Source organism: Bordetella hinzii LMG 13501, from assembly GCF_001548475.1.
Lineage (GTDB): Bacteria > Pseudomonadota > Gammaproteobacteria > Burkholderiales > Burkholderiaceae_B > Bordetella > Bordetella hinzii.
Window position 1 is genome coordinate 56,128 of record NZ_LRUJ01000018.1, and the last position, 19,360, is coordinate 75,487.

The 19,360-nt window shown below is 67.7% G+C and carries 19 protein-coding genes; 14 read left to right on the forward strand and 5 right to left on the reverse strand.

All coding sequences use genetic code 11. The features are described from left to right. Positions 1-2: 2 nt before the first annotated feature. Together AXA74_RS13375 and AXA74_RS13380 are read left to right on the forward strand one after the other, a co-directional pair. Positions 3-563 (forward strand): 5'-3'-deoxyribonucleotidase, encoded by a 561-nt coding sequence (locus tag AXA74_RS13375; RefSeq protein ID WP_029578007.1) that lies wholly within the window; start codon positions 3-5, stop codon positions 561-563. 77 nt (positions 564-640) lie between these two features. Then, complete coding sequence (locus AXA74_RS13380; RefSeq protein ID WP_029578006.1) at positions 641-1,978, forward strand: NAD(P)H-dependent oxidoreductase; 1,338 nt, start codon at positions 641-643, stop codon at positions 1,976-1,978. On the opposite strand, the gene AXA74_RS13385 is transcribed toward AXA74_RS13380, so the two are convergent. The 3 genes from AXA74_RS13385 to AXA74_RS13395 all read right to left on the reverse strand — a co-directional run bounded on the left by AXA74_RS13385 (position 1,975) and on the right by AXA74_RS13395 (position 5,651). Further along, positions 1,975-2,613: a fimbrial protein gene (locus AXA74_RS13385; RefSeq protein WP_126623646.1), complete on the reverse strand. Its 639-nt coding sequence runs from the start codon at positions 2,611-2,613 to the stop codon at positions 1,975-1,977. The two genes, AXA74_RS13380 and AXA74_RS13385, sit on opposite strands and share 4 nt — an antisense overlap. 179 nt (positions 2,614-2,792) lie before the next feature. Further along, entirely contained in the window at positions 2,793-4,652 is a 1,860-nt protein-coding gene (gene ilvD / locus AXA74_RS13390) for a dihydroxy-acid dehydratase (protein ID WP_029578004.1), read from the reverse strand. A gap of 90 nt (positions 4,653-4,742) precedes the next feature. After that, positions 4,743-5,651, reverse strand: coding sequence for a LysR family transcriptional regulator (locus tag AXA74_RS13395; RefSeq protein ID WP_029578003.1), 909 nt, complete (start codon positions 5,649-5,651; stop codon positions 4,743-4,745). Positions 5,652-5,755: 104 nt separating this feature from the next. Here AXA74_RS13395 and AXA74_RS13400 point away from each other — a divergent pair, with 104 nt between their 5' ends. Together AXA74_RS13400 and AXA74_RS13405 are read left to right on the forward strand one after the other, a co-directional pair. Then, positions 5,756-6,298 carry a GNAT family N-acetyltransferase gene (locus tag AXA74_RS13400; RefSeq protein ID WP_029578002.1) on the forward strand — a complete coding sequence of 181 codons (543 nt, stop codon included), beginning with the start codon at positions 5,756-5,758 and terminating at the stop codon, positions 6,296-6,298. Further along, a complete protein-coding gene (locus AXA74_RS13405; RefSeq protein WP_029578001.1) occupies positions 6,295-7,449 on the forward strand; it encodes an MFS transporter in 1,155 nt (384 codons plus the stop codon). The genes AXA74_RS13400 and AXA74_RS13405 overlap by 4 nt, the downstream gene beginning before the upstream one ends. Here AXA74_RS13405 and queC read toward each other — a convergent pair. Next, positions 7,446-8,165: a 7-cyano-7-deazaguanine synthase QueC gene (gene queC, locus AXA74_RS13410; RefSeq protein ID WP_029578000.1), complete on the reverse strand. Its 720-nt coding sequence runs from the start codon at positions 8,163-8,165 to the stop codon at positions 7,446-7,448. The genes AXA74_RS13405 and queC overlap by 4 nt on opposite strands. A 141-nt stretch (positions 8,166-8,306) precedes the next feature. Between queC and ppc the strand changes: the two genes are divergently transcribed. The 4 genes from ppc to AXA74_RS13430 all read left to right on the forward strand — a co-directional run bounded on the left by ppc (position 8,307) and on the right by AXA74_RS13430 (position 14,551). Further along, the gene (ppc, locus tag AXA74_RS13415) at positions 8,307-11,153 is read left to right on the forward strand and encodes a phosphoenolpyruvate carboxylase (protein WP_029577999.1); all 2,847 of its coding nucleotides are present in this window, start codon (positions 8,307-8,309) and stop codon (positions 11,151-11,153) included. 288 nt (positions 11,154-11,441) lie between these two features. Continuing rightward, positions 11,442-12,374, forward strand: a complete 933-nt coding sequence (locus AXA74_RS13420) for a 3-hydroxyacyl-CoA dehydrogenase family protein (RefSeq protein WP_029577998.1) — start codon at positions 11,442-11,444, stop codon at positions 12,372-12,374. 95 nt (positions 12,375-12,469) lie between these two features. Beyond that, positions 12,470-13,810 (forward strand): short-chain fatty acid transporter, encoded by a 1,341-nt coding sequence (locus AXA74_RS13425; protein WP_032979517.1) that lies wholly within the window; start codon positions 12,470-12,472, stop codon positions 13,808-13,810. 15 nt (positions 13,811-13,825) lie between these two features. After that, on the forward strand, positions 13,826-14,551 hold the full coding sequence (locus tag AXA74_RS13430) for an SDR family NAD(P)-dependent oxidoreductase (RefSeq protein WP_032958419.1): 726 nt from the start codon (positions 13,826-13,828) through the stop codon (positions 14,549-14,551). A 38-nt stretch (positions 14,552-14,589) separates the two neighbouring features. Here AXA74_RS13430 and AXA74_RS13435 read toward each other — a convergent pair whose 3' ends face one another. Next, positions 14,590-15,375: an IclR family transcriptional regulator gene (locus AXA74_RS13435; protein ID WP_029577995.1), complete on the reverse strand. Its 786-nt coding sequence runs from the start codon at positions 15,373-15,375 to the stop codon at positions 14,590-14,592. A 139-nt stretch (positions 15,376-15,514) separates the two neighbouring features. Here AXA74_RS13435 and AXA74_RS13440 point away from each other — a divergent pair, with 139 nt between their 5' ends. The 6 genes from AXA74_RS13440 to AXA74_RS13465 all read left to right on the forward strand — a co-directional run bounded on the left by AXA74_RS13440 (position 15,515) and on the right by AXA74_RS13465 (position 19,359). Continuing rightward, the gene (locus AXA74_RS13440; protein WP_029577994.1) at positions 15,515-16,198 is read left to right on the forward strand and encodes a 3-oxoacid CoA-transferase subunit A; all 684 of its coding nucleotides are present in this window, start codon (positions 15,515-15,517) and stop codon (positions 16,196-16,198) included. Positions 16,199-16,200: 2 nt separating this feature from the next. Beyond that, complete coding sequence (locus AXA74_RS13445) at positions 16,201-16,845, forward strand: 3-oxoacid CoA-transferase subunit B (RefSeq protein WP_029577993.1); 645 nt, start codon at positions 16,201-16,203, stop codon at positions 16,843-16,845. A gap of 68 nt (positions 16,846-16,913) precedes the next feature. Continuing rightward, positions 16,914-17,189 (forward strand): muconolactone Delta-isomerase, encoded by a 276-nt coding sequence (catC, locus tag AXA74_RS13450; RefSeq protein WP_029577992.1) that lies wholly within the window; start codon positions 16,914-16,916, stop codon positions 17,187-17,189. Between the two features lie 14 nt (positions 17,190-17,203). Continuing rightward, entirely contained in the window at positions 17,204-17,500 is a 297-nt protein-coding gene (locus AXA74_RS13455; RefSeq protein WP_029577991.1) for a YciI family protein, read from the forward strand. Positions 17,501-17,535: 35 nt separating this feature from the next. Beyond that, on the forward strand, positions 17,536-18,315 hold the full coding sequence (gene pcaD, locus AXA74_RS13460) for a 3-oxoadipate enol-lactonase (protein ID WP_032958421.1): 780 nt from the start codon (positions 17,536-17,538) through the stop codon (positions 18,313-18,315). A 3-nt stretch (positions 18,316-18,318) separates the two neighbouring features. Continuing rightward, entirely contained in the window at positions 18,319-19,359 is a 1,041-nt protein-coding gene (locus tag AXA74_RS13465) for a cyclase family protein (RefSeq protein ID WP_029577989.1), read from the forward strand. Position 19,360 lies beyond the last annotated feature (1 nt).

Here is a 19,360-nt window from a genome sequence, read left to right on the forward strand (position 1 = left end):
TCATGTTGATCCTGCTCGATCAAGACGGCGTGCTGGCCGACTTCGAACACGCCTTCATCGACGCCTGGCGCCGGCGCCATCCCGACATCGCGCCTGTCGCCTTCGACGATCGCCGCTCCTTCCATATCCTGGAAGACTACCCCCCGGCGCTGCGCGCCCAGGCCGAGGCCATCTATACCGAACCGGGATTCATCCGCAACCTGCCGCCGGTCCCGGGCGCCCTGGAGGCCGTCGGCGAACTGATGGCGCTGGGCATGGAAGTCCGCTTCTGCAGCTCGCCCCTGCGCCAGTATGACAACTGCGTGCTCGAGAAGTACCAATGGATAGAACGGCACTTCGGGCGCGCGGCGACCGAGCGCCTCATCCTGACGCGCGACAAGACCCTGGTGCAGGGCGACCTGCTGATCGATGACCGCCCCCGCATCGAAGGCGCGGCGCGCCCGCGGTGGCAGCATGTCATCTATGACGCCCCCTATAACCGCCAGGAAACCGGCCGCCTGCGCCTGACCTGGCAGAACTGGCGCAACGTCCTGGCCGGCGCCCTCTACCAGGCCGACAACTGAGTTCCTCATGACAGCCGATTGGGGCTATGCTCTTTGCACAGCCCCGCCAGGGCGCACCCGCCAGGACAAGGTGACCCATGAATCTGCACCGCCTGCTCAAACAGCGCGAAGCCGACAAAAAGCCGCTGAAGGTGGCCCTGATCGGCGCCGGGAAGTTCAGTTCCATGTTCTTGAGCCAGGTGCAGCGCACACCGGGCATGCGCCTGGTCGCGGTGGCCGAGGACAATGCCTCGCGCGCCCGCGCCGCGCTCACCCGCAGCGGCTGGCCGGCCGCCGCGCTGGGCGCGGCCAGCATCCACGAAGCGGCCCGCAGCGGCAAGGTCTTCTGCTGCGACGATGCGCTGCACGTCATTGCCGACGCCGACGTGGAGATCGTCATCGACGCCAGCGCGCTGCCCGCCGACGGCATCTCCCACACCCTGCTGTGCTGTGAATACCGCAAGGACATCGTCATGGTCAACGTGGCCGCCGATGCCCTGGCCGGCCCGCTGCTGGCGCGCCGCGCGCGCGAGGCGGGCATCATCTATTCGCTGGCCTATGGCGACCAGCCCGCCTTGATCTGCGAAATGGTGGACTGGGCCCGCGCCTGCGGCTTCGAGGTGGTGGCGGCCGGCAAAGGCACCAAATACCTCCCCGAATTCCATACCTCCACTCCCGACACCGTATGGCCGTATTACGGTTTCACCGACGAGATGGTGGCCGCGGGCGACTTCGACGCGCGCCTGTTCAACAGCTTTCTGGATGGCACCAAGAGCGCGCTGGAAATGGCCTGCGTCTCCAACGCCACGGGGCTGACGCCCGCGCCCCAGGGCCTGCTCTACCCCCCCTGCGGCGTGGACGACCTGGCCCGGGTGCTGCGGCCGCGCGAACACGGCGGCATGCTGCACCATCGCGGCCAGGTGGAAGTCGTCTCCTCGCTGGAGCGCGATGGCCGGGCGGTATTCCGCGACCTGCGCTGGGGCGTCTACGTCACCTTGGCCGCCGGCAGCGACTTCGTGCGCGACTCCTTCCGCGACTACGGGCTGGTGACCGACCCTTCCGGCCACTATGCGGCCATGTACAAACCCTATCACCTCATCGGCATGGAACTGGGCATGAGCGTGGCCAGCATCGGCTTGCGGCGCGAACCCACCGGCAGCCCCACGGCCTGGAACGCCGACGTCATCGCCACCGCCAAGCGCGACATGGCCGCTGGCGAGATCCTCGACGGCTCGGGCGGCTACAGCGTCTATGGCCGCCTGGTGCCCGCCCGGACCTCGGTGGAGGACGCCTATCTGCCCATCGGCCTGGCCGAAGGCGCGGTGCTCAAGCATGCCGTGCGCCAATCGCAGCCCATACGCCTGAGCGACGTCAGCTGCGATGAAGAAACCCTGGCGGCGCGCTTTCGGCGCGAGATGGAGCGGGCCTTCGCCTAGGGGTAGGCGATGGAGTACTGCACATAGGTCACCAGCTTGCCCGCCGCGATCGCCGCGTCGCCGCTTTTGACGTAGCGCGCCAGATAACGCAGCGTGGCGGTTTTCTTGTCGCTGCCGCTGAAATCGACGCCATGGGTCGTGGTGCCATCACCGATCTTGATGGCGCTGCCGTCGGTATTGGCCAGCTGGATCTGCACATTGTCGGCCTTGCTGGCGCTGGACTGGTTCGCCGGGATCGCGCTGGCCGCCGTGGTCACGGCCTCCGCCGTGGTGTAGGCATAGAGGTTGCCGCTGTCATGGTCCAGCGTGGCCCCTGGCTCGAAATGCGCGTTGACCTTGCCGCTCAAGCTGGCGGGACAGTCTGTCAGGCTGATCGTGAACAACGTCGCGCCTGCCGTATCCCCCTTGTTTTTCAGCGCCGCATTCGAGATCTTGGGCAGGGCCACGATGATATCGGCCGGCGAATCCTTGCCATTGATCTTGCAGGTCTGGTCGGTGATCTCGCCCGTGATGGTGATCACGCCGTCGGCGGCGTGGGCCGGCGCGGCCATCATGCCCGCGGCCAGGGCCAGCGTAGCGGTGGCGAGCCTCACGCACTCAGTTGCGGATTGCGGATTGCGGATTGCGGATTGCATGCACTCTACTCGGCCTGATGGGATGGACAGGCCGCATTCTGTCCCGCGCCCCGCGTACGATGCATCGGAGTTTGCCCGCGCATCTTGCCATGCAGGGCGCCGCCGCGCCGCCGCAATAGGACGCCGGAAAACAGAACAGCCCGCGCAAGCGGGCTGTTCCGTGCCGTGCGAGAACCCGGTCAGCGCTTGAGCTGGGACAGATCGCGCACCGCGCCGCGGTCGGCGGAAGTGGCCAGCGCGGCATAGGCTTGCAAGGCCAGCGACACCACGCGCTGGCGGTCCACCGGCTTCCAGGCCTGCTCGCCACGGGCTTCCATGGCCGCGCGGCGGCGGGCGAGTTCATTGTCCTCGACGGCCAGATGCATGCGGCGGTTGGGAATGTCGATCTCGATCACATCGCCGTCCTCGACCAGGCCGATGGTGCCGCCCTCGGCGGCTTCCGGCGAGGCGTGGCCAATGACCAGGCCCGACGAGCCGCCCGAGAAACGGCCATCGGTGAACAGCGCGCAGGTCTTGCCCAGGCCCTTGGACTTCAGATAGGAGGTCGGGTAGAGCATCTCTTGCATGCCGGGGCCGCCCTTGGGGCCTTCGTAGCGGATGATGACGACGTCGCCATCGACCACCTTGTCGCCCAGGATGCCTTCGACGGCGTCTTCCTGGCTTTCGAAGACGCGCGCACGGCCCGTGAACACCCACTGCGACTCGTCCACGCCGGCCGTCTTCACGATGCAGCCCTTTTCGGCCAGGTTGCCATACAGCACGGCCAGGCCGCCATCCTTGGAATAGGCGTTTTCCTTGCTGCGGATGCAGCCGGTCTTGCGGTCCATGTCCAGCGTCAGGAAGGTCTTGTCCTGGCTGAAGGCCACCGTGGTCGGCACGCCGCCGGGCGCGGCGCGGTAGAACTTCTGCGCGTCTTCGCCGGCGCCGCCGGCCACGTCCCATTGCGCGATCGCCTTGCCCAGCGTGCCGCTGTGCACATTGCCGCAGGACAGGTCGAGCAGGTCGGCGCGCGCCAGCTCGCCCAGGATGCCCAGGATGCCGCCGGCGCGGTGCACGTCTTCGATGTGGTATTTGTCGGTCGCCGGCGCGGCCTTGCACAGGCAGGGCACTTTGCGCGAGATGCGGTCGATGTCGGCCATGGTGAAGTCCACGCCGGCTTCCTGGGCCGCGGCCAGCAGGTGCAGCACGGTGTTGGTGGAGCCGCCCATGGCGACGTCCAGCGACATGGCGTTTTCGAAGGCGGCCTTGGTGGCGATGCTGCGCGGCAGGACCGAACTGTCGTCCTGCTCGTAGTAGCGGCGGCACAGGTCGACGATCAGGCGGCCGGCCTGCTCGAACAGGCCCCGGCGCCAGGCGTGCGTGGCGACGATGGTGCCGTTGCCCGGCAGCGCCAGGCCGATGGCCTCGGTCAGACAGTTCATGGAGTTGGCCGTGAACATGCCGGAACAGGAGCCGCAGGTCGGGCAAGCGCTGCGTTCGACCTGCTCGGCCTCGGCATCGCTCACATTGGGGTCGGCGGCCTTGATCATGGCGTCGACCAGGTCCAGCTTGGCGATGACCTTGCCGTCGGTGGGCGAGATCACCTTGCCCGCTTCCATCGGGCCGCCCGAGACGAAGACCACGGGGATGTTCAGGCGCATGGCGGCCATCAGCATGCCCGGAGTGATCTTGTCGCAGTTGGAGATGCACACCATGGCGTCGGCGCAATGCGCATTGACCATGTACTCGACCGAGTCGGCGATCAGCTCGCGCGAGGGCAGCGAATACAGCATGCCGCCATGGCCCATGGCAATGCCGTCATCCACGGCGATGGTATTGAATTCCTTGGCCACGCCGCCGGCCGCCTCGATCTGGCCAGCCACCAGGGCGCCCAGGTCCTTCAGGTGCACGTGGCCGGGCACGAATTGCGTAAAGGAGTTGACCACCGCGATGATGGGCTTGCCGAAATCGCCGTCCTTCATGCCGGTGGCGCGCCAAAGCGCGCGCGCGCCGGCCATGTTGCGGCCGTGGGTGGAGGTGCGTGAACGGTAGTGCGGCATGATCCTTCTCGGGCGATGATGTCAGCAAAGGCATAAATATTACGCTGTATCGGCCCGGGACGCCCCGGTCGGCGCTGTGCGGCGCATCAATCAGGGTTTGTCCCCGGGGAATTTCAGGCCCAGCAGGCCATCGAGCACCTGGCGCAGGCCGCGGCTGACGGGCTTGTCACGCCGCGTCACCACGGCCAGTTCGCGGCCCAGGCGCGGCGTGAGCGAGCGCGTGACCAGCCCGGCCCGCGCCCCCGCCCCGGACACGGCCAGGCGCGGCAACACCGCGCAGCCCAGGCCGGCGCCCACGATCTCCTTCATGGCCTCGGTGCTGCCCAGCTCCATCGTGGGCCGCAAGGCCAGGCCGGCGGCGCCGAACCACTCATCGACCAGCGCGCGCGTCTGCGCGCCCGGCTCGAACAGCACGACCTGCCGATCCATCAGCAGCTGCGGCGTGATACGGCTGGGCGGCGCCGGCGCGCCGGCCGGGAAAATCGCGACGAATTCGTCTTCGAGGACGGGCGTGGCCAGGACTCTGCGCGCGCGGATGGGCATGGTCAGCAGGCCCACGTCCAGGCGGTTGTCCTCGATGTCGCGCAGCAGATCGGCCGTATTGCCCACCCGGACCACGACATCCAGGTCCGGGAACTGCTGGCGCAGCCGCGCCAGCAGCGGCGGCAGCAGATAGGTGCAGGCGGTGGCCCCCGTGCCCAGCCGCACCCGTCCCGACACCCCGGCGGCCAGGGACTGCATGGCCAGGTCGGCGTCCTCGATGGCGGCCAGGATGCCGCGCAGGTGGCCGGCCAGCTCCTGGCCTGCGGCGGTGGCGCTGGCCTTGCGGCCCATGCGCTCGATCAGGCGCAGCCCATAGCGGCGCTCCAGCTGGCGCACCTGCTGGCTGACGGCGGGTTGCGACAGGCCGTGGCGCTCGGCGGCCAGCGAAAAGCTGCCTAGCTCCATGACATCGAGCAGCACGCGCAAATGATCGAGATTGAGGCCTGCGGTTTTCATGCGATCTAGAATATTTTCTTATGCCAATGATAATTCCAAGAAGCTTCCCTTATCCATAGCGCGGGCGCACACTAGGCGCTGTTCCGTGGTTTTCCTTCTTCTTCATGAGCCCCAGCTTGAGCCCCACCATCCTGATCCGCGCCAGCGCCGAGGACGACCTCACCCAGGTCCAGGCCATTTATGCGCACCACGTGCTTCACGGCACGGCTTCGTTCGAACTGGAGCCGCCCTCGGTCGACGACATCCGCCAGCGCCGCGCCGCCGTGCTGGAGCGCGGCCTGCCCTATCTGGTGGCCGAATGCGGCGGCGAAATCGTGGGCTATGCCTATGCCACGCTCTACCGCCCCCGGCCCGCCTACCGCCACACCTGCGAAGATTCCATCTATGTGCGCAATGGCCGCCACGGCCTGGGCATCGGGCGCAAGCTGCTCGACGCGCTCATCGACCAGTGCACCGCCGCCGGCTGGCGCCAGATGCTGGCCGTGATCGGCGACAGCAATCCGGCCTCGATGGCCCTGCACGCCCGCTGCGGCTTCCATGCCGCCGGCACCCTGCGCGCCGTGGGCTTCAAGCATGGCAAGTGGCGCGACACGGCCTTGATGCAGCGCGCGCTCGGAGAAGGCGACCGCACGCCGCCGCAGCCGTGATCCCGGCCCGCACCGTCATCGGCCTGGGCCTGTCGCAGCTGATCGGCTGGGGCGTGTCTTTCTATCTGATCGGCAACTTCGGCCAGCCCATGCGCCAGGAGCTGGGCTGGAGCGCCACGCTCGTCTATGCCGGCATGTCCTGGGCCATCGTGTGCATGGCCTTGAGTTCCGCGCTGGCCGGCCGCGCCATCGACCGCTGGGGCGGCCGTCGCGTCATGCCGGCCGGGGCGGCGCTGATGGCGCTGGGCTGCCTGAACCTGGCGCTGACGCACCACGCCTGGCATTACTTCCTGTCCTGGACCCTGCTGGGCCTGGGCATGCGACTGGCGCTCTACGACGCCGCCTTCGCCGCCCTGGCCTATGCGGCCGGCCCCGGCGCCCGGCGGGCCATGTCGCAGATCACGCTCTTCGGCGGCCTGGCCTCGACGGTGATGTGGCCGGCCGGCCAGGCCATGGCGGCGCTGTGGGGCTGGCGCGGCGCGCTGCTGGCCTATGCGGCGCTGGCCCTGGCCCTGATCCCGCTTCACCGGACACTGCCCCGCGATCGCGCCGCCCCGCCGGCCGCCGGCGCCGCCACGACCCAGGCCGCCAGCGGCGGCGGGACCGACCAGCTGCTCTACATGGTGGTGGTGATGCTCACCAGCTTTCTGGCCTCGGGCAACGCCACGCATCTGATCGCGCTGCTGCAAGGCCTGGGGCTGGCCGCCCAGGCCGCCGTGGGCGTGGCCGCCCTATGGGGCGTGGGCCAGGTGGGCGCGCGCCTGCTGGAACTCGCCTTCGGAGGACGCCTGCACCCGGTCAGCCTGAATCTCTTGACCGCGGCCGGGTTGCCCCTGGCGCTGGCCGCCGGCTTGGCCGCGGCCGATCCGCGCCTGGCCGCGCTCTATGCGCTGGGATATGGCGCCTGCAATGGCCTGTTGACCATCACACGCGGCACGCTGGCGCTGACGCTGTTCGACCGCCGCCACTATGGCCGCATCGTCGGCCGGCTGCTGGTGCCGAGCTTTTTGTTGAGCGCGGCCGCGCCGTCGGTCTATGCCTATTGGATCGATACCGCCGGCCCGCGCTTTGCCATGGGCATGTCGGTCGCGGCGGCCTGCGTCATCCTCCTCGCCTCGGCCGCGCTGGCCTGGCGTCACCGGCCGGCCTAGCCCTCGGTCTCGGCGCGGGCCACCCAGCGCAGCCAGCCCGATTTGCGCAGGCTGCAGGCCGGGCATTCGCCACAGCCATAGCCCCAATCGTGGCGCTGGCCGCGTTCGCCCAGATAGCAGGTGTGGCTTTCCTCGACGATGGTCTGCACGAGTTCCGGCCCGCCCAGGCTGTCGGCCAGGGCCCAGGTATCGGCCTTGTCCAGCCACATGAGCGGCGTCTCGATGGTCAACCGCGCGCCCAGGCCGAGGCTGAGTGCGACCTGCTGCGCCTTGATGGTGTCGTCGCGGCAATCGGGATAGCCGGAGAAGTCGGTCTCGCACATGCCGCCCACCAGCACATCGAGCTGGCGGCGGTAGCCCAGCGCGGCGGCCAGCGTCAGGAACAGCAGATTGCGCCCCGGCACGAAAGTATTGGGCAGGCCATTGGCCTGCATCTCGATGGCGCGCTCGCTGGTCATGGCGGTATCGCCCACCTGGCCCAGCACTTTCAGGTCCAGCAGGTGGTCTTCGCCCAGGCGCGCGGCCCAATCCGGAAACTGGCCGCGGATGCCGCGCAGCACGTTCAGCCGCGCATCCAGCTCGATGCGGTGACGCTGGCCATAGTCGAAGGCCACGGTCTCGACATGGGCGTAGCGGTCCAGGGCCCAGGCCAGGCAAGTGGTGGAATCCTGGCCGCCGGAGAAAAGGACCAGGGCGCGTCGTTGATGGTTTTGCATAGCGGAGAGGCCAAAAAAGTGCGTGCCAGCCGCCAATGTAACGCAGGCGACGGCGTAAGGAAGCCTGCGTAAAATTTGAGCGTCCCGATTTTTGCATTGCCCCATCGCCACGACATCTCCCATTCTTTTACGGAACGCTTGATGAACGCTACACGCGCGCAGTCTGAATTGGCCGAACCCCTACGCAATGACATCCGCCTGCTTGGGCGCTATCTGGGCACCGTGATCCAGGCCTGCGAAGGAAAACGGGTTTTCGACACCATCGAGACACTGCGCCGCAGCGCGGTGCGCTTTCGCCGCGAAGGACGGGAAGAAGACGGGCAGCTGATGCAGCAACTGGTCAAGCAGCTGCGCTCGGACGACCCCAATCTGGTGGCGCGCGCCTTCAGCTATTTCCTGCACCTTTTCAACATTGCCGAAGACCGCGACCAGAACCGCCGCCAGCGCGCCCGCGCGCTGGCGGATCCGGCGCCCGCGCCAGGCAGCCTGCGCCAGGCCGTGCAGCTGCTGCATGCGCAAGGCGTCTCGGCCCAGCGTATCCGCCGCCTCATCAGCGAGGCCTGCGTCATGCCGGTGCTGACGGCCCACCCCACCGAGGTCCAGCGCAAGAGCACGCTGGACGCGCATCGCGAGATCGCCACGCTGATCGCGCAGCGCGACCAGCCCCTCACCAGCGATGAAAGCGCCGAGCTCGACAGCGCCCTGCTGGGCCGCGTGGACACGCTGTGGCAGACCCGCATGCTGCGCAACACCCGCCTGACCGTGGCCGACGAAATCGAAAACGCGCTGACCTATTACCGCAGCACCTTTCTGTCGGCCATTCCGCGGCTGTACGGCGACCTGTCCAAGCTGCTCAGCCCCGAAGCCGCCAATCCCTTCGCCCCGCCGCCGGCGCCGCTGGAGCCTTTTCTGCGCATGGGCAGCTGGATAGGCGGCGACCGTGACGGCAACCCCAATGTGGACGCCGGCACGCTGGAGCTGGCGCTGCTGCGCCAGGCCACGGTGGTCTTCGAACACTATCTGAACGAAGTCCACGCGCTGGGCGCCGAGATCTCCGTCACGACCCTGCTGATCGACGCCAGCGACGCGCTGCGCCAGCTGGCCGACGCCGGCGGCGACACCTCGCCGCACCGCCGCGACGAACCTTACCGACGCGCCCTCATCGGCGTCTACGCGCGCCTGGCCGCCACCGCGCGCGCCTTGACCGGACGCGAGCTCGCGCTGCGCAGCACGCTGCCAGCCGAACCCTATCCGCATCCCCAGGCCCTGGCGCAAGACCTCGCCGTGATCGCCGAATCGCTGACCCGGCACCACGGCGCGCCCATCGCCAAGCTCCGCCTGGCCGGCCTGCAGCAGGCCGTCGAGGTGTTCGGCTTTCATCTGGCCACGCTGGACCTGCGCCAAAGCTCCGATGTGCACGAGCGCGTGCTGACCGAGCTGTTCGCCCGCGCCGGCCAGGACGGACGCCCGCTGCGCTACGACCTGATGGACGAAGAAGCCCGCGTGCAATTGCTGCGCGCCGAACTGGCCACGGCCCGCCCGCTGGCGTCGCCCTGGATCGCCTACAGCGAAGACACCACGCGCGAACTGGCCGTCCTGCGCGCGGCCGCCGCGGCCCGCGCGCGCTACGGCCGGGCCGCCGTGCGCCAGACCATCGTCTCGCACACCGAAACCCTCAGCGATCTGCTGGAGGTGCTGGTGCTGCAGAAAGAAACCGGCCTCATCGCGCCGGCCGGCACCGCCCCCGAGGCCGGCGACGGCCTGATGGTCGTGCCGCTGTTCGAGACCATCCCCGACCTGGAGCGCGGGCCCTCCATCATGGCGGCCTGGCTGGACCTGCCCGAGGTGCGCGAGCGCGTGCGCCTGGCCCAGGACGAGAGCCAGGAGGTCATGCTGGGCTATTCGGACAGCAACAAGGACGGCGGCTACCTGACTTCCAACTGGTCGCTCTACCGCGCCGAACGCGAACTGGTCGAGGTCTTTCGCGCCCGCCACGTCAAGCTGCGCCTCTTCCATGGCCGGGGCGGCTCGGTGGGGCGCGGCGGCGGCTCTAGCTTCGACGCCATCCTGGCCCAGCCCCCGGGCACGGTGGCCGGCCAATTGCGCCTGACCGAACAGGGCGAAGTCATCCAGACCAAGTACAAGGACGCCGAGATCGGCCGCTGGCACCTGGAACTGCTGGTCTCGGCCGTGCTGGAGGCCACGCTGGCGCAACAGCCGGCGGCGGCCCGCCAGGCCGAGGACGCCCATATGGCGCATCATGGCCAGGCCATGGATGTCCTGTCGGCCGGCGCGCAGCGCAGCTACCGCAAGCTGGTCTACGAGACGCCCGGCTTTGCCGACTACTTCTTCGCGGCCACGCCCATCAACGAGATTGCCGGCCTGAACATCGGTTCGCGCCCGGCCTCGCGCAAGCAGGGCCAGAAAATCGAAGACCTGCGCGCCATTCCGTGGGGGTTTTCATGGGCGCAATGCCGCCTCATGCTCACGGGCTGGTACGGCATGGGATCGGCGCTGCAGGCCTATCTCGAAGACGGCGCCGAAGGCGCGCCGCGCGCCAAGCGCGCGCGGCTGTCCCAGTTGCGCGACATGGCGCGGGATTGGCCAGCCTTCCGCACCCTGCTGTCCAATATGGAGATGGTGCTTGCCAAATCGGATCTCGCCATCGCGCAGCGCTACGCCATGCTGGTGCCCCAGCGCGGCCTGCGGGAGCGCATCTTCGGCGCCATCTCGGAGGAGCATGCGCGCACCTTGGCGATGCTCAAGCTCATCAACCAGCGCGAGCTCCTGGCCGACAACCCCGCGCTGGCGGCCTCCCTGCGCGAGCGCTTCGCTTATATCGATCCCTTGAACTACCTCCAGATCGATCTCCTGCGCCGTCACCGCGCCAGCCAGAAGCGGCCCGGCGCCACGCCGGATCCGCGCGTGATGCCCGCCATCCACCTGACCATCAACGGCATCGCCGCCGGCCTGCGCAACTCCGGATAGGCCAGCTCCGGGACGCGGCCGACAAGCACGGCGGCCGCGGCGCCAGCCCGTATTGAGCCCTGCGGCGGGGTGTCCACCAAATGGACGCCCCGCCAGCCCATTTGTCCACCAGCAGCAATTCTTAGTAATATCCCTGAAGAAATTCTATATACGCACAAATGTTCGCATATAGAACATAAAGATTTTTCTGGCCACGGCACGGAGAAGCACCCTGGACGAGACGCCGGCGCTGCCCGGGCCGGCCATGGGGCGGCGACGCGCCAAGGCCGCTGGTAAGCGAGCTTTTTCATGGATTTCCCCATCCAGAATCTGGCCGTCATCGGCGCAGGCGCCATGGGCAGCGGCATTGCCGCCCTGTTCGCCTCGCAAGGGCTGCCGGTCGTCCTGATCGACCCCGTGGAAGGCGCGCTGGCGCGCGCCACGCAGGTCATTGAACGCCAATTGGGCGTGTACGCCCCCCACGATGTCCCGGCCAGCCTGGCGCGCATCCGGATGTCCCCCGAACTGCAGGCCGCCGCCGATTGCGATCTGGTCATCGAGGCCGTGCCCGAAAAGCTGGACCTCAAGCGCCATCTGTTTGCCCAGCTCGACCAGATCTGCAAACCGGCCACCATCTTCGCCACCAATACGTCCGGCCTGTCGATCAACGCCATCGCGCAGGCCGTCACCCGCCGCGACCGTTTCGTGGGCACGCATTTCTTCACGCCGGCCGACGTCATCCCGCTGGTCGAAGTCGTGCGCGGCGACGAGAGCGCCGAGGCCACGGTGGACCTCGTCATGGCCACCCTGAAGGCCGCCGGCAAGCGCCCGGTGCGCGTCAATCGCGACATCCCCGGCTTCATCGCCAACCGCATCCAGCACGCCCTGGCCCGCGAGGCCATCTCGCTGCTGGAAAAAGGCGTGGCCAGCGCCGAGGACATCGACGAGGTCGTCAAATGGAGCCTGGGCATCCGCCTGGCCCTGTCCGGCCCGCTGGAACAGCGCGACATGAACGGCATCGACGTGCATCACGCCATCGCCAGCTACCTCTACGCCGATCTGGAAAACCGCGAAACCCCTTCCGACCTGCTCACGCGCAAGGTCCAGAGCGGCGAGATCGGCGCCAAGGCCGGCCAGGGTTTCTATACCTGGCCGCCCGAGCGCCGCGAGCGCGTGCTGCGCGAGAAAAGCGCGGCCCTGGCCGGCCTGGTCCAGTGGCTCAAGACACAAGAACTTGATTGATCCCCCCAGCCGCCCATGCCAGAAGCATGGGCGGCGTCAGCGCGTGCGCAAACATAAACAAGCCATACGCCTTATTGGAGTCTGTAGGAGGCACCATGAATAAACTCGCTTCATTTTTCACGGAGCTGATGCGCAAGTATCTGCCCGATCCCTTTGTCTTCGCGATCGGCCTGACGCTGCTGACCGTCGTGCTGGCCTTTGCCGTCGAAGGCCAGGGCCTGCCCCAGATCACGCGCGAATGGGGCTCGGGATTCTGGAGCCTGCTGGCCTTCACGACCCAGATGGCCGTCATCCTGGCCATGGGCTATGTGCTGGCCACGGCTCCCCTGACCGACCGCCTGCTCGACCGCATCGTCAGCCATGTGCACAACCCGCGCACGGCCATCATCGTGGCCACGCTGGTCGGCGGCATCGGCAGCTATCTGAACTGGGGCTTCGGGCTGGTGATCGGCGGCGTGGTCGCCAAGAAACTGGCGCTCAAGGTCAAGGGCGTGCACTATCCGCTCATCATCGCCGCCGCCTATAGCGGCTTCACCATGTACGGCCTGGGCCTGTCGGCCAGCATCCCCGTGCTGGTGGCCACTCCGGGGCATCCCACGGCCAAGGCCATGGGCGTCATCCCCCTGTCCGAGACCATTTTCTCGGTGCCCATGCTGCTGACCAGCCTGGTCATCATCATCACCCTGCCGCTGCTCAATGCCTGGCTGCACCCCAAGGCCGGCGACAAGGTCATTGAAGTCGACCCCAATATCGACAAGGGCAGCGAAAACGCCCCGTCGGCCCACAGCATGGGCGTCGAGAACACGCTGGCCAGCCGCCTGAACAACAGCCGCATCCTCAGCCTGCTCATCGGCCTGCTGGGCATCGCCTACGTGGTGTTCTATTTCGCCGACGGCAAGTCGCTGGACCTGAACCTGATCAACTTCATCATCCTGTTCCTGGGCATCATCCTGCTGGGCACGCCGGCGGCCTATGTCACCAAGCTGAACGAAGGCATCAAGACCATCTCCGGCATCATCCTGCAATATCCCTTCTATGCCGGCATCATGGCCATCATGGCCGGCTCCGGCCTGGTCACCACGATCTCCAAGATCTTCGTGGACGTCGCCACGCCGGCCACCCTGCCCTTCTGGGGCCTGGTGAGCTCGTTCGTCATCAACTTCTTCGCCCCCTCGGCCGGCGGCCACTGGGTCATCCAGGGCCCCTTCATGATTGACGCGGCCAAGGAAATCGGCAGCGCCTTGAACCAGACCGCGATGTCCGTCATGCTGGGCAATGCCTGGAACGACCTGGTGCAGCCTTTCTGGATCCTGCCCGCGCTGGCCCTGTCCAAGCTCAAGCTGCGCGACGTGATGGGCTATACCGTCATCATGATGCTCTGGGTGGGCGTGATCCACATCGCCGCCGTGCTCGCCTGGGGCTACATGACCCACTGATCCCGGAGATTCCGCATGAAACCCACCGCTTACCTCGTCACCGGCGCAAGCAATGGCATCGGCGCGGCCATTGCCCGGTCGCTGCTCGACGCCGGCCACACCGTCGTGAACATCGACTATCGCCTGCCCGAGGCGCCGCCGGCCGGCCTGGTGTCCTTCCAGGCCGACCTCACCGATGCCTCGCAGACCGAGGCGGTGGCCCGTGAAGTCACCGAACGCTATGCCATCGTGGGCCTGGTCAACAATGCCGGCGCCACGCGGCCCGGCACGGCCGACACGGCCACGCTGGCCGACCTGGACTATGTCGTCTCGCTGCATCTGCGCACGGCCCTCATCCTGATCCAGGCCGTCCTGCCGGCCATGCGCGAGGCCGGCTTCGGCCGCATCGTCAACATGTCTTCGCGCGCCGCGCTGGGCAAGCCCGACCGCGTCGTCTATTCGGCCACCAAGGCCGGCCTGCTGGGCATGACGCGCACGCTGGCCATGGAGCTGGGCGGCGACGGCATCACGGTCAACGCCATCGGCCCCGGCCCCATCGCCACCGATCTTTTCATGAAGAGCAACCCCGCCGGCGCGCCGCGGACCCAGCGCATCATCGACAGCATCGTGGTCAAGCGCCTGGGCACGCCCGAGGACGTGGCGCGCGCCGCGATGTTCTTCCTGTCGCCGGACAACGGTTTCGTGACGGGCCAGGTGCTCTATGTGTGCGGCGGCACCACGCTCGGCGTGGCGCCCGTCTGAGGCCGGACATGCGCCCGGCCCGTTCTCCCGCCTGCCGCTCAGCGGCGCAGCAAGGCCTGGTTGATCTGGCCCGCGGCATGACGCAGGCCAGGCAGAAAGGCCTGCAGCATTTCCTCGCGGGAAAAGCGGCTGACGTGCCCGCTGACGTTCATCGCGGCGATCACGCGCCCGCTGCGGTCCATGATGGGCACCGCCACCGATTGCAGGCCAGGCTCCAGCTCCTGGACCACGCAGGCATAGCCCTCGGCGCGCACCCGGGCGAGCTCTTGCTTGAGCCGCGCGACATCGGTCAGCGTGGACGGGGTATAGGCCTGGATGCGGCTGTCGGCCAGCAGGCGATCCTGCTCAGGCGCGGGCAGGCCGGCCAGAAGCACCCGCCCCATCGACGTCACCCAGGCCGGCAGGCGGCTGCCCACCGCCAGGTTGATGCTCATCACCTTGTGGGTGGACAGGCGCAGGATATAGACAATGTCGGTGCCGTCGAGCACCGATACCGAGCACGACTCGCGCGTGCTTTCGGCCACCTCTTCCATATAGGGCAGCGCCAGGTTCCACAGCGGCGTGCCCGACAGATAGGCATACCCCAGTTCCAGGATGCGTGGCGTCAGCGAGAAGCGCCGCTCTTCCTGGGCCACGTAACCCAGCTGCACGAGGGTCAAAAGGATGCGGCGCGCCCCGGCGCGCGTCAATCCCGCCACCGCGGCGACCTCCGACAGCGTCATCTGCGCGCGCTCCGGGCCAAAAGCCCGGATCACGGCCAGGCCTCGGGCGAAAGACTGCACATAGCTGTCGCTGGGGACTTGGGAATGACCTTCTTCACTCACGCTTGCTCTACCTACCGCAGAAGTATGGGGGGACGCGGGCCTCGCCTTGGCATACCCCCCATGAAAGGATGTTCTCCTGAAGAACCGGTGTTCTACAGCAGAACAAAATTATCACACGCCACCACTATCGCAGACTCCTATGATTTCTAAGCTCGTTCCAAGCGCGGCGGCCGCCCTGGCGGATGTGCCGGACGGCGCCACCATCATGATCGGCGGCTTCGGTACCGCCGGCCAGCCCATGGAGCTGATCGACGCCCTGCTCGATCAAGGCGCCAAGGACCTGGTCATCATCAACAACAATGCCGGCAACGGCGAGACGGGCCTGGCCGCGCTGCTGGGCGCCGGCCGCGTGCGCAAGATCATCTGCTCCTTCCCCCGCCAGGTGGACTCGCAGATCTTCGACGGCCTGTACCGCAGCGGCAAGATCGAACTCGAACTGGTGCCCCAGGGCAACCTGGCCGAGCGCATCCGCGCCGCCGGGGCCGGCATCGGCGCCTTCTTCACCCCCACCGGCTATGGCACGCCCCTGGCCGAAGGCAAGGAAACCCGCGAGATCAACGGCCGCCAGTATGTGCTGGAGTATCCGCTGACCGCCGACTACGCCCTGATCAAGGCCGAACGCGCCGACCGCTGGGGCAACCTGGTCTACCGCAAGACGGCCCGCAACTTCGGCCCCATCATGGCCAGCGCCGCGCGCGTGGCCGTGGCCCAGGTGCGCGAAGTCGTCGAGCTGGGCGACATCGACCCGGAAACCGTCGTCACCCCGGGCATCTTCGTCAAGCGCGTAGTGCAGATCGACGCCCCCCGCGGCGCCAAGGAGTAACAATGAGCGAAAAACTGAGCCGCGACGCCATGGCCGCCCGCGTTGCGCAAGACATCCCCGAAGGCGCCTACGTCAACCTGGGCATCGGCTTGCCCACCCTGGTGGCCAATCACCTGCCGGCCGGCCGCGAGGTCATCCTGCATACCGAGAACGGCATGCTGGGCATGGGCCCGGCCCCGGAAAAAGGCCAGGAAGACTACGACCTCATCAACGCCGGCAAGCAGCCGGTCACCGAACTGCCCGGCTGCGCCTATTTCCATCATGCCGACTCCTTCGGCATGATGCGCGGCGGCCATCTGGACATCTGCGTGCTGGGCGCCTTCCAGGTGTCTCAGCACGGCGACCTGGCCAACTGGCACACCGGCGCGCCCGACGCCATCCCCGCCGTGGGCGGCGCCATGGACCTGGCCATCGGCGCCAAGCAGGTCTTTGTCATGATGGAGTTGCTCACCCGCGACGGCCAGAGCAAACTGGTGCAGGCCTGCAGCTATCCGCTGACCGGCGTGGGCTGCGTCTCGCGCGTCTACACCGACCTGGCCGTCTTCGACATCAACAAAGACGGCGTGACTGTCACCGATCTCTTCGGCGGCATGACGCCCGAGCGCCTGATCGAACTCACCGGCCTGCCGCTGAAGTTCGCCAACTAATACCCCCGGGGCCCGGCCCCGCACATCGATGCCGGCGGCCGCAGGCCGCCCCGACAAGGAGAGATACCATGCTGTACATGGTCGAAATGCAAGTCAACCTGCCGCCCGACATGCCCGCCGACAAGGCCGACAAACTGAAGGCCGACGAAAAAGCCCTGGCCCAGAAGCTGCAGCACGAAGGCAAGTGGCAAAGCCTGTGGCGCGTGGTCGGCCGCTATGCCAACGTCAGCATCTTCAACGTCGACAGCCATGACGAGCTGCACCAGCTGCTGTCCTCGCTGCCGCTGTTCCCCTATATGGATATCCGCGTCACCGCGCTGGCGCGCCATCCCTCGGCCATCTGATCCCGGAGCCGCTCATGCCCTACATCATCGAGACCTTCGACAAGCCCGGCAGCCTGGCCCTGCGCCAGGCCACCAGGAGCGAACACCTCGCCTTCCTGGACGCCAACAAGCACCTGCTGCTGGCCTGCGGCGCCAAACTGCATGATGACGGCACCGACATCGGCGGCGGCCTCTATGTCGTCGACGTCGATACCCGTGAAGAGGCCGAGCGGCTGATCCAGGCCGATCCCTTCTACAAGGCCGAGTTGTTCGAGCGCGTGTCGATCACGCGCTGGCGCAAAGCCTATGTAGACGGCAAAAGCTATCTTTGATGTTGTGAACCGGCGCGCCGCGCCAAGGAATTCCCATGCCCTACGCCGATCTCAGCCAGGCTCGCCTGTACTACGTCGTCGACGGTCCCGCCGACGCCCCCGCCCTGGTCCTGTCCAACTCCCTGGGCACCAACGCCGATATGTGGGCGCGCCAGGTGCCGGCCCTGGCCAAGCACTTCCGCGTCGTGCGCTACGACACCCGCGGCCATGGCCGCTCGTCCGTGCCGGACGGCGAATACCGTTTTGAGCAGCTGGCCGGCGACGTGGTCGAGCTGCTGGATCACCTGGGCATTGCCCGCGCCCACTTCTGCGGCCTGTCCATGGGCGGCCCCACCGGCCTGACGCTGGCGCTGGAGCACCCCGGCCGCATCGACCGCCTGGTCCTGTGCAATACCGCCGCCCGCATCGGCAGCGCGCAAGGCTGGAGCGACCGCATCGCCGCCGTGCAGAAACAGACCCTGTCGGCCATGGCGCCCGCCCTGGTCGAGCGCTGGCTGACCGAAGGCTACCGCCAGCGCGAGCCGGGCCTGTCGCAAGTGCTGGTGGACATGCTGCGCCGCACGCCCGATGCCGGCTATAACGGCAACTGTGCCGCGCTGCGCGATGCCGACCTGCGCGCGCGCCTGGGCGAGATCCGCGCCCGCACCCTCGTCATCGCCAGCACGCACGACCTGGCCGCCACGCCGGCCGACGGCCGCTACCTGGCCGAGCACATCGCCGGGGCGCGCTACGTCGAACTCAATACCTCGCATATTTCCAACTGGGAAGATCCCGAGACCTTCACCCGCGAGGTCCTGGCCTTCCTGACGGAGTAAGCCATGCAACGCTGGAAACAACGGCCCCCGGGATCGAACTGGGGCGACTACGGCCCGGACGACCAGCTCGGCCGCCTGAACCTCATCACGGAGGAACAGGTGCTCAAGGCGGCCCGCGAAATCCGCGCCGGCAAGACCTTCTGCCTGTCGCTGCCCCTGGACCTTCCGGGCGGCAACGTGCTCAATCCCCGGCGCCACCCGCCGCAGCTCAGCCCGACGCGGCTCAACGACACGCCCTACGTCAATTTCCCGCTGCGGGCCATCAACCCCGACGCGGTCGATGTCCTGAGCGACGACCAGGTGCTGCTGTCCATGCAGTACTCCACGCAATGGGATTCGCTGGCCCACGTGGGCGCGCTGTTCGACGCCGACGGCGATGGCCGCGACGAACTGGTCTACTACAACGGCTTTCGCGCCGGCGTGGACGTCATCGGGCCGGTCGATGGCGACCATACCGGCTGCGGCTGCAACAGCGGCGGGCCCTCGGCCGCGCTGAAAATAGGCGTGGAAAACCTGGCCGAGAAAGGCATGCAGGGCCGCGGCGTGCTGGTGGACCTGGCGCGCGAATTCGGCACCGGCCGCACCCTCATCGGCGCCGCCGAACTGCAGCAGGCCATGAAAGCGCAGAACGTCGAAATCGAATCCGGCGACATGCTGGTGCTGCGCACCGGCTACGCCGAAGCCGTGGTGCAGATGCAAGGCAAGCCCGACGCCGACGTCCTGCATCAGTACGGCGCGGCGCTTGACGGCACGGACGAGGCTCTGCTGGCGTGGATCAGCGACAGCGGCATCGCCGCCATCTGCGCCGACAACTACGCGGTCGAAGCCTACCCGGCGCGCGACCGCCAGGGCCGGCGCGCCATGCTGCCCCTGCACCATCATTGTCTGTTCAAGCTCGGCCTGCCGCTGGCCGAACTCTGGTATCTGAAAGACCTCGCGCAGTGGCTGCAGGCCCATGGCCGCAACCGCTTCATGCTGACCGCCCCGCCCTTGCGCCTGCCGCATGCGATCGGCTCGCCGGTCACGCCCATCGCCACGGTGTAGG